The sequence below is a fragment of the uncultured Hymenobacter sp. genome (genome assembly GCF_964242765.1).
Classification (GTDB): Bacteria; Bacteroidota; Bacteroidia; order Cytophagales; family Hymenobacteraceae; genus Hymenobacter.
Genome location: NZ_CAXTBM010000064.1, coordinates 1 through 16,799 on the forward strand (window position 1 = coordinate 1; position 16,799 = coordinate 16,799).

The 16,799-nt window shown below is 57.7% G+C and carries 13 protein-coding genes and 1 pseudogene; 5 read left to right on the plus strand and 9 right to left on the minus strand.

Annotation, left to right across the window (positions count from 1 at the left end):
* The first annotated feature begins 482 nt into the window (after window positions 1-482).
* From ACFE7X_RS20500 to ACFE7X_RS20510, 3 genes are all read left to right on the plus strand, one after another.
* On the plus strand, window positions 483-695 hold the full coding sequence (locus ACFE7X_RS20500; RefSeq protein WP_375437558.1) for a hypothetical protein: 213 nt from the start codon (window positions 483-485) through the stop codon (window positions 693-695).
* Between the two features lie 226 nt (window positions 696-921).
* Window positions 922-1,785: an alpha/beta fold hydrolase gene (locus tag ACFE7X_RS20505; protein ID WP_375437559.1), complete on the plus strand. Its 864-nt coding sequence runs from the start codon at window positions 922-924 to the stop codon at window positions 1,783-1,785.
* Window positions 1,786-2,002: 217 nt separating this feature from the next.
* Complete coding sequence (locus ACFE7X_RS20510; protein ID WP_375437560.1) at window positions 2,003-3,196, plus strand: PQQ-dependent sugar dehydrogenase; 1,194 nt, start codon at window positions 2,003-2,005, stop codon at window positions 3,194-3,196.
* 118 nt (window positions 3,197-3,314) lie between these two features.
* On the opposite strand, the gene ACFE7X_RS20515 is transcribed toward ACFE7X_RS20510, so the two are convergent.
* The gene (locus ACFE7X_RS20515) at window positions 3,315-3,929 is read right to left on the minus strand and encodes a hypothetical protein (protein WP_375437561.1); all 615 of its coding nucleotides are present in this window, start codon (window positions 3,927-3,929) and stop codon (window positions 3,315-3,317) included.
* A 176-nt stretch (window positions 3,930-4,105) separates the two neighbouring features.
* Here ACFE7X_RS20515 and ACFE7X_RS20520 point away from each other — a divergent pair, with 176 nt between their 5' ends.
* Entirely contained in the window at window positions 4,106-5,056 is a 951-nt protein-coding gene (locus ACFE7X_RS20520) for an NYN domain-containing protein (protein ID WP_375437562.1), read from the plus strand.
* A gap of 451 nt (window positions 5,057-5,507) precedes the next feature.
* Window positions 5,508-5,555, plus strand: a pseudogene (locus tag ACFE7X_RS20525) (hypothetical protein); the annotation flags it as partial.
* 55 nt (window positions 5,556-5,610) lie between these two features.
* Here the strand turns inward: ACFE7X_RS20525 and ACFE7X_RS20530 are convergent.
* The 8 genes from ACFE7X_RS20530 to ACFE7X_RS20565 form a co-directional block, all read right to left on the minus strand.
* Window positions 5,611-6,525, minus strand: a complete 915-nt coding sequence (locus tag ACFE7X_RS20530) for a family 43 glycosylhydrolase (protein ID WP_375437563.1) — start codon at window positions 6,523-6,525, stop codon at window positions 5,611-5,613.
* A gap of 95 nt (window positions 6,526-6,620) precedes the next feature.
* Complete coding sequence (locus tag ACFE7X_RS20535) at window positions 6,621-7,631, minus strand: glycoside hydrolase family 43 protein (protein ID WP_375437564.1); 1,011 nt, start codon at window positions 7,629-7,631, stop codon at window positions 6,621-6,623.
* A 36-nt stretch (window positions 7,632-7,667) separates the two neighbouring features.
* Entirely contained in the window at window positions 7,668-8,888 is a 1,221-nt protein-coding gene (locus tag ACFE7X_RS20540; protein ID WP_375437565.1) for a glycoside hydrolase family 27 protein, read from the minus strand.
* A gap of 53 nt (window positions 8,889-8,941) precedes the next feature.
* Window positions 8,942-10,909 (minus strand): glycoside hydrolase family 97 catalytic domain-containing protein, encoded by a 1,968-nt coding sequence (locus tag ACFE7X_RS20545; protein ID WP_375437566.1) that lies wholly within the window; start codon window positions 10,907-10,909, stop codon window positions 8,942-8,944.
* Window positions 10,910-10,933: 24 nt separating this feature from the next.
* Window positions 10,934-11,113, minus strand: a complete 180-nt coding sequence (locus ACFE7X_RS20550) for a hypothetical protein (protein WP_375437567.1) — start codon at window positions 11,111-11,113, stop codon at window positions 10,934-10,936.
* Window positions 11,114-11,317: 204 nt separating this feature from the next.
* The gene (locus ACFE7X_RS20555; RefSeq protein ID WP_375437568.1) at window positions 11,318-13,591 is read right to left on the minus strand and encodes a GH92 family glycosyl hydrolase; all 2,274 of its coding nucleotides are present in this window, start codon (window positions 13,589-13,591) and stop codon (window positions 11,318-11,320) included.
* Between the two features lie 11 nt (window positions 13,592-13,602).
* Entirely contained in the window at window positions 13,603-15,135 is a 1,533-nt protein-coding gene (locus ACFE7X_RS20560; RefSeq protein ID WP_375437569.1) for a glycoside hydrolase family 28 protein, read from the minus strand.
* Window positions 15,136-15,250: 115 nt separating this feature from the next.
* Window positions 15,251-16,771: a RagB/SusD family nutrient uptake outer membrane protein gene (locus tag ACFE7X_RS20565; protein WP_375437570.1), complete on the minus strand. Its 1,521-nt coding sequence runs from the start codon at window positions 16,769-16,771 to the stop codon at window positions 15,251-15,253.
* Window positions 16,772-16,799: the final 28 nt, after the last annotated feature.

The window sequence follows — 16,799 nt, forward strand, 5'->3', positions numbered from 1 at the left end:
CGAAGGATATGGCTATCCTGCAGCAGGTAATCCAGGATTATGAAGTGGAGCGGCCAGGCAGGCGGATTGTGCTGGCCTAGGTAGTTAGTTATGCGCGTATAGGATAGGTGCGTCGGGCTCCCAGCCCCGATGTCTTTTTATAACATCACGAATAACTAACATACCAAAGGGAACACCAGACTGCCGCATGCACAGGCACCAAGTCTACTATTAGAATTCTAATAAAGTAAATAAATACAAACAAATTGAATTGTTTGAGCAGATTGGTCTCTGCTTTGCACAGGCACTCGTGTAGTCGGGTCCGGCGGGTCACGAAGCGTACGGTGCTCTGTACGGGCTTTCTCCCTGCCGTCTTTGTCCGCTTACCGGGTCCTGCCGCTTCTCCCTTAGAAGCGGTGGGGCCGGCCTTTCTGCTCTCCACCGCCTATTGCACCCTCTTTACAGTTATGGCGCTCACGTATTCGCAATTTCAAGCCTTGACCGTGCTTGACAAACATCACTATGTGCATGCGTACGGGGTCCTGATTGCCCAGCGCTGGCAAGACAACTACCGTATCGAACTCTATGCCCTGGACTCGTTCTACTGTGAGCGGTGGCCGGAACAGGAGTCTCGGCACCCGCTCCGGTATCAAGCCTTTGCCACCGAGGCGTGCTTTGCCTTGTACGACGGCCGAATGCCGATATTCTATCAGTGAGGTCTTAGGACCTGTGGCTGGTTCGCTCGGTGTAGGCTGCCCATGAGAAACTCTTTCATTTCACCGAGTGTGCGGAGTAGCTCGGTAAGGCACACTCCAAGCCTTACAAAGCCCGGCCAGTGGTTGGGCTTCCTGCTCTCTGACACTTAGTGCTTTCTCTAGGTGAAAACCCCATGGCGTTATTTTACGTCCAGCTAGTAAGGGGCCACGCAACAACAAAGGGACGATGGAAGCAGGGTGGAAAAGCAGCAAACAGGTGGTCAATGGCCTCACGCTTCATGTAGTCGAGGCTGGCCCAGTCGATGGTTCCCTGCTCATCCTGTTGCACGGCTTTCCGGAGTTCTGGTGGGCCTGGCGTCACCAGATCACCCCGTTCGCCGAGGCCGGTTACCGGGTTGTGGTGCCTGATCTGCGCGGCTATAACCAAAGCGAGGCCCCCGAGGAGGTGAGCGCGTATCGACTCGATCGGCTGGTGGCGGACGTGCTGGCACTAGCCGATCACTACGAAGCCGAACGCTTTTACTTGGTGGGGCACGACTGGGGCGGCATCATTGCCTGGGGCGTGGGCGCTAGCCATTCCGACCGCTTGCGGCGGCTGGTCGTTATGGATGCGCCCCACCCGGACTTGTGGGCTGAGCAGGCCTTCACGCATCCGACCCAGGCGCTCCGCAGCACGTATGTGGCCGTGTTTCAATTGCCCTGGTTGCCGGAGACCGCGCTCAGTGCGCTCGATTTCGCGGGCCTGCGCGCCATGGTAGAGAGCACGGCACGAGCGGACGCGTTTAAGCCAGGCGAACTAGAGCAATATATACAGGCCTGGGACCAGGGCTCGCTGACCGCTATGCTCAACTACTACCGGGCACTGCGCGAGCGGGAAAAGCCGGCGCAGCCAACCCGAATTCAAGTGCCGACCCTCGTGCTCTGGGGTGAGCACGACAGCTTTCTCGAACACCATGTCGCCTACGCCGCGCGCGATTTATGTGACCACGGACACCTGGTAATAATTGAAGGCGCAACGCACTGGCTCCACTTGGAAGAGCCCGCACGGGTGAATGCCGAGATTATTGGGTTTCTGAATAGCGACGGGTAAGTTGTCTAGTCGAAGCCGAACGGGGCAAGATGAAGTAGTATCTTTCCCCCGGCTAGAAAATGGCTCTACCGCTGTGCCCGGGTATGCTACCCCTAGAGCACGATCAAAGGCACTACGTCCTAGAGCGAGCAGCGTACTGAAGTGGAGACATCGTAAAGCCCCATGGACTACTGTTTGAGTCTTTTCTGAAAGTCAAGAGATGAATTATATGCATAAAATGCTTCTAGCTGTAATTTCCCTTGGGGGCCTGCTAACGGCTTACCCTACCTTGGGGCAAGCGTCAAAGCCGGCCCCCACGGTCAAACTGCAACTTGTTTCCGATCAGCTTTCCCACCCCACAGCTTTTGCGGTTGCGCCCGGCTCGGCCGCTAACCGGCTGTTCGTGTGCGAGCAGGAAGGCCGCATTCGCATTCTAGACAACGGGAAATTACGGACCCAACCCTTTCTCGATATTTCGCAGGAAATTGTCAAGCGCGACGGCTACGATGAACGGGGGCTATTAGGACTGGCTTTCCATCCGGACTACGCCAAAAACGGTAAATTTTACCTCTATTGCAGCACGCCGGCCGGGGGGCGAAAAGGCGTCGATAACCAGGAAGAAGTGCGGGAATACACTGTCTCTACCAACGGCGAGCTGGCCGACAAAGCCTCTAGGCGGACAGTGCTCAGGATGGCGGATCCCGAATCCAACCATAACGGTGGGGATCTCAAGTTCGGTCCTGACGGCTACCTATACATCACGGTCGGCGACGGTGGGGGGCAACACGACCAGCACGGGCCGATCGGCAACGCCCAGAATCTCGGCTCCCTGATGGGGAAAATCCTGCGCCTTGACATCAACCAGCCGCCCTATCGTATCCCCCCAGACAACCCCTTCGCTGGCAAACAAAGCGCTGGCAGTCCTGCCCCGCGACCTGAAATCTATGCGTATGGGTTCCGTAATCCGTGGCGGATCAGCTTCGACCGCAAAACCGGTCGCCTGTTTGCCGGGGATGTCGGACAAGACAAGTTTGAAGAGGTCGACATCGTCGAGAAAGGCGCCAATTACGGCTGGCGGGTGCGCGAAGGATTGCACGCGCACAACGAAGCGGACCCCGACCCCAAGAACTGGCTTAACCCGATCAGCGAATACGCTCATGCGGAAGGGCTGAGCATAACGGGCGGGTTCGTGTACCGCGGCCAAGCCATCCCGGCACTGACGGGTAAATACATTTTCGCCGACTGGAGCGGCCCCATCTGGCAGCTAACCGATACGGGCAACAAAACGTGGACCCGTCAAAAACTGCCGATTTCGCGCACGGCGGGCTATTGGCACGTGTACAGTTTCGGGGAAGATAACGCGGGGGAACTCTACCTGCTGACGGTGCTACTCGAGAGCGGCAAAGGCGCGTTATATAAAATTGTGCCGTAATGCGTGCACCCGGTGCTGCCTACCGCGCCTGAACGCCAGCCTACTGATTGGTAGGGTAAAGAGATAGCAATTGCAAAAGAGCAAAGCCCGACCATTGGCCGGGCTTTGTTCTTTTGCTCTACTTATTGGCTATAGAATAACGGGTCCTGATTCGCTCGTATAGCCAGCCCGTAAACTTACTCGCAGACCGAAACGCCTTTATTTCGTCTGCCCCGCATAACTGTACGACAGCCTTGGAATTAGTGGAGAAAGGATTAGGATCTGCCGGGATGTTGAAACAGCTTACAAGCTTCTTTATGCCGGTCTTGAATTCCTGCAAAGCAATGGAATAGGGTACGAACGGCTTTCCATACTGATAGGCGTAGGATTCGTACGGCAACGTTACCGTATGGTTGATGATCGGCATTTCTCCGCTACTACCATCGATGATTTCCAGGGCGGTATGGTGTTTCTTTAAAAACAAAAACAGGCGTTGTCCTTTGGCCGCCTTGGCGTAGCGAACATCGCATGTCCATTCTGCAAACTGCTGGACTGTTAGGATTTGGCGGCCGCTGCCTTTAATGTATTCGGCCACTTTGAATCGATATGACGTTGGGTCAGCGGAGACGATTTCCCCGATAACAATATAATCTGCTTGCGAGGCAATCGCCTCAAGGGGCATATAGGCCTTTTTGGCCGAAGCAATAGGTGAAACGGCTAGCAGGAGGGGGAGGAGGGCAATTTTTAACGTCATTTCTTATGTCATAAAAGCTTCTTGCGGGACACCTAAAACCCTTGAGGGCTATCAGGACCAACGCTGATAAAACCAGGAATCATATAGAAGGGCTGGTATACTGCTGCTCCTGTTAGACAGAATTCGTTTCTTCACTACGTTTACTTCGACCATCTTCTTAGAAGCTTACGCTAAACATGGAATACAAGCAAGAAATTACCTATGGTACCATACTAGTGGATTATGAAAACTTTTACTACTACTTCAAGAATAATTACCCGACCCTAGTTGACCCGCAAGAATGCGTGTTAGAAGCGATACGGGGCTTGCGAGAACATTTACGCAACGAGTTAAGGATTGAGCCCCTCGTACTGAATGCGTACGCCGATTTCGAGCGGATTGGGCCGGCAGCCCAGTTAGGCGACCTTTACCTGCTTGGTGCTACCACTCGCAACGTACTGGGAACCGAGCACAAGAATGCGGCTGATATGCAGCTATGCATTGATGCGTTAGAGGTGTTATACACGCGGCCCGATATCAAAACGTTCGTATTCATGGCAGGCGACCGGGACTATATCCCCGTGATCCAACATCTACGCCGACAAGCCCGGCGCGTAATTGTCGTCGGCTTTCGAGATTCTACTTCGGGAGACTTGCTGCAAATTATTGGGGACAATAGCCTGATTGATCCCCAGGCATTGCTGCCGGCAACTCGGCAGGAAAGCTTACGGGCACTACGCCGGCCAACCAGTACTCTGCGCAAGCCAGCGAGCAGCAATGCCGGGGAGAACGGCGCCAAGTCGATAGGAGTACCACCGGTCTCTGCCGTCGCTACCCAAGCGGGTTCTTTCGCGGCGATTCGACCGCTTACCAACGCGAATTCGCTACGCTGCCTGCAGTTTATGCTGGAGATGGCGGGAACCTGGGGGGTGGAAGAGGTTTGGCTAACTCCTTTCTTCCGTCAGTTAGCGGAAAAAATGAATGAGCTGGCCGAGCCGGAGAGGCGGGCACTCGTGACCGATTTACAAGAGCATGGCTGCATTCGCATCGAGAAGCGCGATGCCGAACCCTTTCCTTTTTCGGTGGTCATCATCAATCGCCATCACCCACACGTGCAGAACCCGGACAGCAACCAACTGTCTTCCTAGATAAGACTGCCCGACTGCACCCCGCAAATCCCCAACTCGTCCTTTGGATCATAGGCTCGCCGCGCAAGCGCCGGTCTGATGAATCGTTTTGCGCCGACCAACCACTTAACAGAGGCAGCTTCCTGACCGACCAGTCAAGGTTGAAGACTGCTGAGATGAAGGCGGAACGGGCACCGTAAGCTTTGCCGTAGCCCACGTTCACAAAGGGGCGGCAGGGGGGAGTAGACCAGCCGCCAGCAACAGCGCACGCCGGCCTATACCACCAACTTCGAGGAGTTGTGGCACATTAACTGGGATGGCCCCCGCTTGCCCCACCTCCCGTAGCGTCTACTGGGCTGTCACTGCCTACCCTTGTCTGTTATGGAGTCGAATGCCCGTTTTGTCTGAGGTGCCCGGGTGGAAGATGCGACGGCGGACCCCGTTGTAACGCGCTGTCGATGGTACCGATTCGGTGGCTGAGCAAACCTTACAACGCCTAACCGATTATTTCGGCCAAGCCGCGAGCGTGGTTGTCAATATCCTGGACCCGGACGTCATCGTCATTGGGGGCATGGTCATTTGCCGGGCCAGTCCCAGGTGCACAGATCGGTGCTCCAAGCTACACCTAAGGAGGCGTTTTTGTCGAAGTCGCCCTCTTTCTCGGTTAGCGGGCCCGAGCCGTGGAAGAACAGCAGATACTTGTTGATGCCGGCTACCTGGGTTAAATCGAGCACGGTGCCGGCGGAGAGGCGACCTTGGGCCCAGTCCCATTTTTCCTGGCCCAGCGTGATGAGCGTGCCCCGGTCGTGCCAGGTTTTCAGGTCGCGTGAGGTTTTAATGCTGATGCCGTTAGGCGGCGAGTTGAAGAGCAGATATTCGTTGTTTTGCGTAAGTACGCACACATTTTCTCCTGATTCGGCGGTGCCGGCAAACGTCCACTTTTTCAGGTCGCGCGAGTAGGAGCGGCTTACGCCGTTTTGCTTGTAGAAGCACCAGTACTTGCCCGGCTCGTCTTTGTCTTCCAGCAGATACGGGTCAATCATGCGGCCCATTTCCGCTTCCGGCACGCTGGGCCCTTTCACCTGGAGCAGCTCGGGTTGGCTCCAGTCTTCCAGGTTCTTGCTGCGCATAATGAACACGCGGGAATCCTTGCTGCCGTAGCGCGGCATCTGGTCGGCGGTGTAATTGGGGCGGGGGTAGGTTTGCAAACAGAGCACCCACTCGTTTTGATAGCGAATCACGTTGCCTGGACTCGAATAATCAAGGTTTTGGTCTTTGACGGTGATTTTCTTAGGCGCGGTCCACTGTATTAAATCCTTGCTTTTAGCGAAGGCCGTGTACATGTACACCTTGCCATCTGCCTCCACCTCCGACAGCGTGAAATACAAGTAAAACGTGCCCCGGTCGTAGAGCACGGCCGGGTCGCGGTATGCCGTTCTGCCGTCGCCCCGAAATAGCACCGGCGACGGAATGGCCGCGAGCTTAACCATTTGCCCTTGGGCGCTAAGCAGCGTCGCAACCCAGACACACAGCAGCGCGGCAACTTGCCTGAAACGATTACTTGACAAGATATACTTCATAGCCATTAATGTATCAACTGTTCGATCAGCTTGCCGGAAACGGGCAGCACCGAGCCATGGAGCTGCTCAACCGGGAAATGCACTTCGGACGAGACATCAATCCAGGTTTTCAAATCCGAGGAACGCCAAGCTCCCATGCGGCTTTTCGACTTAAAGTTGTCGATGAATACCAGGTAATCTTTGCCCACTTTCAGCGGCCAGGGGCCTTCCCAATCGTCGGTGGTGAAGGGCGGCAGCACCGGTCGCCAGGGGCCAGCAAGGTTGTCGGCCACGGCGTAGGCGATGCCCCGGTAGGCGTACTTGTAGAACAGCAGGTAGCGGCCCTTATCAGCGAGCAGACTGGCGTCGATTTGGGCGTGGCCGGGGTTGAAAAACAGCGTGGGTTTCGAGAAGCTTTTAAAGTCGCGGGTGCGCACGGCATACGTGCGGGCATAGTGCCGGAGCTTGCCTGTGGAGTCCGCCTTTTGCTCGGATTTAAGGGCGCTGCTCCAATAAACCAGGTAGTTTTTCTGCGCCGGATCGTAGCGGACTTCAGGGGCCCAGGTGTACAGGCAGTCGGGCTCGTCGGTCATAACGGGCAGCGCTACTTGCGGAGTCCAGTGCACTAGGTCTTTCGAGGAACTGTACCCGATGGTCTGGCCGCGCCACGCCGTCGTCCAGACCAAGTGAAAGGTGCCGTCGGGACCTTGGTAGAGGCAGGGGTCACGCATGATTTTCTGCTCACCCACGGTGGGCACTAGGAAGGATACGTCGTTTTTCAGGCGGTGCCAAGTATAAGCGTCGTTGCTCCAGCTCAGGTGCAGCCCATCCTCGCCGTTCTGGCGAAAGGACGCAAACAGGTAGCAGGTTTTGGCCGGTTTCTCGATTTTTGGCGCGGTTGGGGCCTGTTGCGCCTGGCTCATGTGGGACGAAAGAAACAGCAGTAGTGCATACCACCCCCAAGTCACGCCAGAGTGGAGCAGCAATGCAATACGACGCTGTAGAGCAGAATAGACTGATGTCGAAATACTATTCATATGATAGATTGCAGATGGTCAGGAGTAGCTCAGCCGCTATTGCACGACCAACAACTGCACGCCGTGGCTGGGCACCTTCACGGCGTACTCACCAGTCAACTTGCCCAGGTCTTTATGGGCCCATAAATCCCGCACGGCCACCTTGCCCGCGAAACCGAGCTTGCGCAAATCCAGGGTCATTTCCGCGTCATTGGCGGAGCGGTTAAACAGCGCTACGGCGTACTTATTGCCGGTTTTCGATTCTAGCTTTTTCGTCCACACTTGGAGGCCACGGACTTGCTCATAGAGCAGAGTGCTCTGCACGCCCAGCGCGTCTTGGTTCACCGCAATAACTTCTTTATTGGTGAGAATGGCCAGCGTTTGGGGCGTCATGTGGCGCAGGTCGTTGCCGATGACGAGCGGCGAGGCCAGCAGGCACCACAACGAAAAGTGGGCTTGCTGCTCCGTAGGCGTCATTACCGTGAGGCGGCCGCCATCGGTGCCCACGCCCACCAGCATCATATCGGCATCGTTCCAGTGGCCGGGGCCAGCAATAGCCGACACAGCCGCCATGCGGTCTAACTCGAACATAACGCCCGCCCACTGCGTAGTGGCGCCTTTGGGCATATGGTCGATGTCGCCGCCCACCCGCCAGGTATTGCCCAGACTGGGAGCCCAGTGCTGGTAGCTGCCGCCACCTTGGTTACAAATGTTAAGCAGCATCGGCCGGCCGGTTTTCCTAATGGCTTCCGCTACTTGCGTAAACTCTTTGGTGTAAGCACCTTCTGACCGGTCTTTGGCGAAGTTCACGTCCACTTTCACGTAGTCATAGCCCCAGTCGGCGAAGGTTTTCAGGTCTTGGTCGTAGTAGCCGCCGCTGGCCAAAGTAGCGTAGTTGGCTTCCGTACCGATGTTGGTGTAGATGCCCGCTTTCAGGCCCTTGCTGTGGATGTAGTCGGCCACGGCCTTCATGCCGTGCGGAAACTTCACGGTGTCCACCAGGATGCGCCCCTTGGCATCGCGACCGGTGCTCCAGAAGTCGTCAATATTGATGTACTGATAGCCTGCTTTTTGGAGGCCGGTAGCTACCATAGCGTCGGCCGTTTGCTTGATTACGGCCTCGCTGGGCTCCTTCTTGAACGTGTTCCAACTGCTCCAGCCCATGGGCGGAGTTTCAGCCAAGCTATAGTTGGCCAGGGTGGCGGGTTGCTGCGCAAGAACAGGAGTGGTGAGAAGCAGGATGCTGCAAATCAGGCAGCTAAGTAGCCTATGTTTCATAGAGGTGTTAAGTCAATACGGCGATTTGTGGGACTTAAAAAGCGGTGATTATTTTACTGACCCTTTCCCTTCGCCTGGCTGTAGAGCAGAAAGCCGCCGCTAGGCTGCAGGGTCACGCGCACCTTCTTGCCGGCGGCGAGGTTCTGTTGCGCGAAGGAATATTGGTCGGCGCCATCCCCAATGAGATGGAGCGCTTGGCCGACGGGCAGAAAGGACAAGTCAAGGCTCAGCGTTTTGGAGGTGGCTTCGGCGTTGATGCCCGCCACGTACCAGCGCGTACCAGCGCGGCGAGCTACCACGTAGTATTTTCCCGGAAAACCGTCCAGAAACTTCACCTCGTCCCATACGGCCGGGATTTGGCGCAGCACGTCCTGCACTTCGGCGGGTTGCTGGGCCATACCCTTGGGCTCTTCGGCGTAGTGCTGAATGCGCGAAAGAAAGACCACGGCCAGCGCCAACTCGAAGCCGTTGGTGGTTTTGCGCGCCACGTTCGGTTTTTCAAAGGGTTTCAAGCTCACGGGCGTGTAGTCCATGGGGTCGAACACGTTGCGGGCGAAAGGGGCCATCGTGCACATCTGGGCCTCCAGATCGGCTTCGCGCTGCTTGTTGTACACGGCCTCGAAGCCCTGGATGGCCTCCGTAGTCATCAGATTGGGATAGGTGCGGTGCCAGCCCCGGGGCAGGGTCGCGCCGTGGAAATTGACGAGTAGCCGATAGTCGGCCGCGTCGCGCAGAATGTCCTGGTAGTAGGTCATGAACGACTGTCCATCACCACCGAAAAAGTCGATTTTCAGGCCCCTAATGCCCATCTTTTGCAGACGGCTAAACTCTGTCACTCGGTCGGCGTGGGCGAGCAGCGCACTTTTGGGGTGGTAGTCGGTCAGGTTCCAGGAACCGGAAGAGTTGTACCAGAGCAGCAAACTCACCTTTTTGCTTTTGGCGTAGGTGGACAGCTCCTGCATTCTGTCGTAGCCGATGCGCGTGTCCCAGTCGGCGTCAACCAGCACGTAGGCCCAACCCATGTCGGCGGCGTAGTCGATGAACTGACGTTGCGTGTCGTAGTTGGTGGCATCGTCGGTGCCCAGCGCCCAGCTCCAAGCGGCCTTGCCGGGGCGGATGTAATCGGCGGCTTGCAGCACGGAAGGTGCGGCCAAATCCGTGCCCAGCGTTGATTCAACGATGGTTTTCAAACTGCCGATGGTGATGATGCGCCACGGCGTGCGCCAGGGCAGCATCGATTCGGGATTCAGCGTCCCGCCCGGAAACACCTCGGCCGCCTGCGGGAAACCTACGCGGTACTCGTTGCCGGGCGAATCGGCCCGGAGCGCGGTGCCGCAGTACGTGCGGCCCAGGTTGGCTTCGGTGAGCAGCACCCAGGTATCGTGGGTGCGGAACAGGGAGGGGTACACCCAGCCGTTGCGCGTGGGTGAGGCCTGCCCGGCGGGCTGGTCGGGCAGGTAGTGCAGTTCGTAGGAGGGGTTGGTATTTTTCCAGCCAGTCTGGGCATCAGCCTTGGGTTGCAGCCAGGTGCGCGTATCCGTGTCGAAATGGAAAGACGTAGTTTCCTCCTTTATCTTCTTGAGGTCCGTTGACTTACCCGGAAATTCATATCGAAAAGCCACCCCGTCATTCGACACCCGGAAAACAACGTTGAACGCCTCGCCGGTGGTGTTTTGCAAGTGGTATACTTGCTCGTTAGCTTCGTAAACGCAGTTCGTCCGCTTGCCGCCCGGCAGCGAGTAGCGTTCCGTGACGCGCCGCACTTTATCGGTGCTGAGCAGCTTCAAGTTCTTCGAAAAATCCGCGTCCTCGCGGACCACGCCCAGCTTTGAGGGTAAGAGCAAGCGGTTGCCGCCCCGATAAATGCTATAAGAAGCTTCGCCCGCTACCACCGAGACGCTCGCGCCCAGCTGCTTGTCGGGGCTAGATAGCAGTTGATCTTGAGGACGAGGCTTGTCAGCTAGGCTCGTCAGCGACACTAAAAGCAGCGCGGCGGCACCAAGCAGGCGGGAGTGCAACATGGAATACAGAGGAAGTTTAGTTTATCACTTGATGGCGACCAGCTTCTTCGGGAAGACCGATTTGCCGATTGGATTTAAAATGCTGAGGTCGGTTATGGCGTGGCTTTCCAGCGCGTGAGCGTAGTACTCAGGCCGATTGTCGCCCCAGCGCACTGAGCTGTTGCGCACGGTGATATTCGTGGCATGGTCGAGGGAGAAGGCCAATGTGCTGCCTTCACGAAGCCGTCCAGCACGGTCGGGCGCCGGTGTGCTTGTGCTACTCGCGAAATCGAGTTTGTTGGCCTAAGCGAAGATGACATCCCTACTACTTCGTAAGGGATTCCCACGGCCCTTACCCTCAGGTGGTGTCGCACCGAGGTAAAAGCAGCAGAGATGTCGGTTTCGCTTGGTGTGGTTTTCTGCAACGGTTTATTTAGTGGTTTGCGCCCACGCTTTGGCAGGTGCCGCCTGCAAGTCCAGTTCCAGTTGCCCACCTTGAATCAGGTCGGCGTGGTGCAGGTAAGAGAACGGGTATTTTCTGCCGTTCCACTGCACGCCAGCGATATAGATTGCCGCAGAAGTAGCTTTCTTCGTTCTGATTTCCAGCGTCTTACCGTTCGGCAGCCGCACCGTGGCGCGGTCAAACAAGGGCGTACACAGCTGGTATTCATCGGATGCGGGGTTGAGCGGGTACAAACCAAGCGCGGCAAACACGTACCACGCCGACATCTGGCCGGCATCATCATTGCCGCTCAGACCGCCGGGGCCATCGGTGTATTCCTCGGTGAGAATGCGGCGCACGGCGCGCTGAGTTTTCCAGGGCGAGGCCGTGTAATTGTACATAAACGGAATCTGGTGGCCGGGCTCGTTGCCGTGCCAGTACTCGCCGCGGGCAAACAGAGTGTCGAGCGAGGCTTCCAGCTGGGCGGGCCCGCCCATGAGTTGCGCTAGACCCGGCACATCGTGCGGCACGTAGAACGTGTACTGCCGGGGCGTGCCTTCGGTGATGTAGAACTCGCGCACATCGGGCCGAAACGGCGCGTACCACCGGTTGTCGGCGTAGCGGCCCCGCGCTAGACCCACCGTGGGGTCGATGACGTGGCGGTACGCCTGCGCGCGTTTCATCAAGGTGTGATAATCGGCGGTTTTACCCAAGCCCTTGGCTACTTGGGCCAGTGCGTAATCGTCGAAGCCATATTCCAGCGTGCGGCTCACCTGCTCCATTTTGTGGAAAGCCTCCTTCACGCTGTCTTCCAGCGGGATGAAGCCGTATTTCAGGTAAGAAGTCAAGGCGCGACGGCCTTTGCCGTCGAGGTACTCGGCGGGCGTGGGCTGGTCGAAGGCGTTGCGGCGCATCAGGCGGTAAGCCTCGGCCACGTCGTAGTCGCGCAGGCCGCGCACGTAGGCGGAGGCAATAAAGGCCGTGCCGTGGTCCCCAATCATGGCGGCGGTGTAGCTGTTCCAGCACGGGAAAATAGGTAGCCAGCCGCCCTGCTGGCCTTTTAAGATCATTGACTGCACCAAGTCATTCGCCAGCTTGGGTTGCAGCAGCTCCAACAGCGGCAGCTGCGCCCGGTAGGTGTCCCACATCGAAAAATCATCGTAGTAGTTGCCCTTGGCCAGTTTCATCAACTTGGCATTGCCGCCGAAAGCCGGGTAAGTGCCCTCCACATCGTTGAAGAGGCGGGGCTGGAGCAGGCTGTGATAAAAGGCCGTGTAGAAGATGCGCTTGTCTTGCTCCCTGCTGGTCGTTACCTGAATCTGGCCCAGGGCGGTTTGCCAGGCGGCGCGGTTTTGAGCGACAAGCTGCCGGAAATTCCACCCCGGAATTTCCGCCTTCAAATTCTGCCGCGCCCCAGCCAAACTACTGAACGACGTGCCCACGCGCAGGCGCAAAGTGTCGCCCTTGCGCACCTTGAAACCTAGAAACGCCCCCATATCCTTCCGGTTCTGAAGGCTGACGGCCGCCGTGGCCTGGTCGCCGCTGAACGTACCACCACGCCCATTGCGCCGTTCAGTTTGCACCACGAAGTAGCCGCTGAAGCCGGCCGGCTGCCCCCAGTTCTGATAAATCCGGTAGGTCGGGTTGAAGCCCGAGACTTCACCGGTTTGCGTGTTCACCTGTACCGAACCTTGGCCCCGGTCGCTATTCGGCGTTATTAGCACGTACAGGCTGTCGTCGGTGGCGGCTACTATTTGCAACAGGCCGCAGCGGGCGGTGGCTGTCATTTCCACTTCTAGCTGGTACTTCGGCAGTGCCACTTTGTAGTAGGCGGGCGTGGCGGTTTCGGTGCGGTGCGAAAAAGCCGCGGCATAGGCCGCCGCGGAGGTTTTCAGCTTACCCGTGATGGGCATGATGGTTACGCTCCCGTAATCCTGGGTGCAGGAGCCGCTCAGCCAGTGGCTGGCCCGAAAGCCGGAAAGCAGCGTGTCGGCGTAGTAGTAAGGCGCCACGCACTTGTTTTCCGTTAGGCGGGTTTGCGGCGTCCAACTGGTCATGCCGAAAGGCCGGCCCACCGCCGGAAAGGTATTGGCCAAGTGTTCGGTGGTGCTGGACCCGTGCTTGGTGGACGAGGCCGTGGTGCTGGGGGCCGTGCCCGAAAGCACTTGCACGTAACCCACCACATCGGGCCCCTGCCCCCGGCTAGGCCCGGACAGCAGTTCCAGCACCGTCAGCAAAACGAAGACGTAACTTATTTTCAAAGCGGAATAAATTAGAGCCGGGAACTATTGGGCTGTTGCCGCCCCTGCACCAGAGTGGCTTGCTGCTTGAGGCCGGGCAGACTCACTTGTTTCAACTGCGGGGCCGGTACGTCCCGCAGAACGAGCGTCGGCTGGCTGGGAGTTGTTGGCACCGTCACTTGCTGCAGGATGAGTTGCTGCACATCATCGAAGACCAAGGCGGGCCGGTAATCGGCGCCACTGGAACTGATACGCACGTTTTTGAAGGTGATTCCCTGCGCGTGGCGCACGTAGAAGCCGTACGCGGGCAACTCGCCAAACATCGAAAACTCCGGGTAGTTGGCCGGGCGCTCGGGCACCCTGGCCAGCGAATCCAAGCTGGCATAGGCCACGGTTTTGCGGTTGCCGCCGGCGTAGCGGATGTCGATGTTTTCCAGCGTCACGTCCTGCACTAGGTGGCCGGGCAACCCCACGATACTCGCCGGATTCACGTTGTGCGGCTCCTTGAAAACGGGGCCTTCAATGGCGTACCCCTGGTCGGGCTTGCCCGCGGGGATTTCCGCTTTCACGTTGCCAATATATACGCGGCGCAGCGTGCCGGGCGCTTCGCCCTTGCGGTGGCCTAAGCGCAGGAAGATGGCGTTGCCGGTGTTCTTGGCCGTTACGTTGCGAATGTCGATGTCTTCGAGCACGGCCCCGTCCACCGTTTCCAGGGCAATGGCCGAACGGAAGGTGTCGTACACAGTCAAGCCGTTGACCTTAATGTTCTTGAAGCTGCCAAACGAGCCAGTGCCCAGCTTGAAGGCGCTGGCGCTGGAACGTACCGTGCAGTTGGTTACCGTGATGTTTTCGCAGCGGCTTTGGGGGTTCTCCGATTTCAGGCAGATACCATCGTCGGCCGCGTTGAAGAAGCTGTTGCTGAGCTGCACGTTCCGGCAATCCACGAAGTCGATGCCGTCGTTGTTCCAGTACGCCGTGCTTTCCACCCGAATGCTGTCCACTACCATGTCGGTGCATTCGCGGTAGGCTTGCACCCAACTCGCAGAATTCTTGAACGTTACGCCCGTCACGCGCACTTTCCGGCAGCCCGTGAGCAGCACCAGCTGCGGCCGGTTCTTCTCGGTGGGGCGCTTTACTTGCCATTCGGGGTCTTGCAGCGTACCCGCTTTCAGCTCGGCCAGCAAGTCCTGCACCAACTCTTGGCCCCGACCGTCGATGGTGCCCTGGCCGGTGATAGAGACATTCTGCTGGTTGGTAGCATTGAGGAGCGATGTGGCCACGGTGCCGTAATCGAGGCGGTGCGTGCTGCCCAGCAGCATAGCGCCTTTCGCCAAGTGCAAGTCAACACCGGATTTGAGCGTCAGCGGCCCGGTCACGAAACGGCCGGCGGGAACCACCACTTGGCCACCGCGCCCTGCGGCGGCATCCACCGCTTTCTGAATAGCAACGGTATTGTCGGTTTGGCCGTCGCCTTTAGCGCCGTAGGTGGTGATGTCCAGGGCTTTGTGTTGCCCGAATCCCGCGGCGGGAACGAGCAAGCCGATAACCAGCAAGTGCTTATGCATTGAAGATCAGTAAGAAAGAGCCAGAAAAAAGGGTTGGCAATGCCAGTAGGTTGCCGGTGGAGCCAACCCCTTTAGTCATTGACTGGAATGTGTTGCTAAGCGGGCGAGCTGTTGTTTAATAGCCCGGGTTTTGCTCGTACAGGTTGGGCACGGTCGTTAACTCGGTTAGCGGCACGGGATAGATGACGTAGTTGGGCACGATAGTATTCATGCGGCGCTTCACGTCATCCTGGGTTATCCAGGCGTTGATAGTGGTTAGAGCCATGCCTTCGCGCACTAGGTCGTGCCAGCGCAACCCTTCCCCGGCAAACTCGCGACGCCGTTCCTCCATCAGCTGAGCCATGGTTACGCCCGTAAGGGTGCCGCTGATGCCGGCGCGGGCACGCACCTGGTTGACAATGTTATCGACGTCAGCCTGGGTGCCGCCGGCCCCGTGCAGGATGCATTCGGCTCGCATCATCAGCACGTCGGTGTAGCGCATCACAATGAAGTTGATGGGCCAATCAAACCGGCTCACGCCCCGCAAACTGGGGTTTAGGTATTTGGTGATGGTGGGGCGCGTCTCGTTGAAGCCCGTGATGTTGGTATAATTCAGGGTGAAGGTAGCTGCCTTGCGCACGTCGCCGGTCGGGTAGGAGTTGACCAGGTTGTTGGAGGCAAAGCGGGCATCAGGTGAGCCCGAGGAAAATGGGATCCTGAGGGCGGTAAACAGGTCGTCGGATACGATTTGGCCCGGATACGTGGCGCCCAAGTTCTGGCCGCCGCTCACGTACTGCACGTCGAAAATTACTTCGGCGTTGTTCTCGTTGGTGTAGGAAAAGATGTTGGTGTAGCTGGGCAGCATGGAATAACGTCCGCTGGCAATTACTTCGTTGAGCAGCTTGGCCGCCTGGGCGTATTCATTCACGGCTAGGCCAGGACCTTCAATGCCGTAAGTGGGACCCGACCGGGTCATGTGCACCAGCGCCAGCAGGGTTTTAGCAGCCCCCGACGTGGCCCGGAACACGTTGCCGCTGCCGGTATAGGAAACCGGCAAGCCACTAATGGCGGTTTGCAGGTCCGCCATGATGAGTTGATAGACGTCGGCCACGGGGCTGCGGGACACTTTAGCGGCTTCGTCGGCGCCAAGGGGCTTATCCAGAATGGGCACCTTGCCGAAGTAGCGCACCAAATCGAAGTAGAAGAAGGCCCGCAGGAACTTGGCTTCGGCTTCGTAGCGCGCCCGGGTGGCGTCGTCCACGGTGGTGCCGTTGGTTGCGAGTTGGTCGAGGAAAGTGTTGGCCCGAAAAATAGAGGCGTAGTTGGTGTTCCACGCTTCAGCGATATAGGAGTTGGACGCCAGCGTGGTTGCGAAATTGTTGATTGGCTCCCATTCGCGCACCCCGGCAATATCGGCCACAGCGTAGAGGTTGTCGGAGCGGGTTTCGGCCAGGTTGTAGAGCCGGTCGGGGTAGCCCCCGGCCGTGGAGTAGCGCAGCGAACTGTAGACCGCCGTCAAGGCCTGGGTGAAGTCGTCGGCCGTTTTGTAGAACGTGGGCACCGAGCCGCTGGAGATGGGCACCTGATCCAGATCATCTTCGCAGCTGCTGAACACCAGCAATCCTAAGCTTAGCAGGAGGGTTGATATTTTTTTCATGGGGAATTCCAAGGAAAGAGACGAGCGG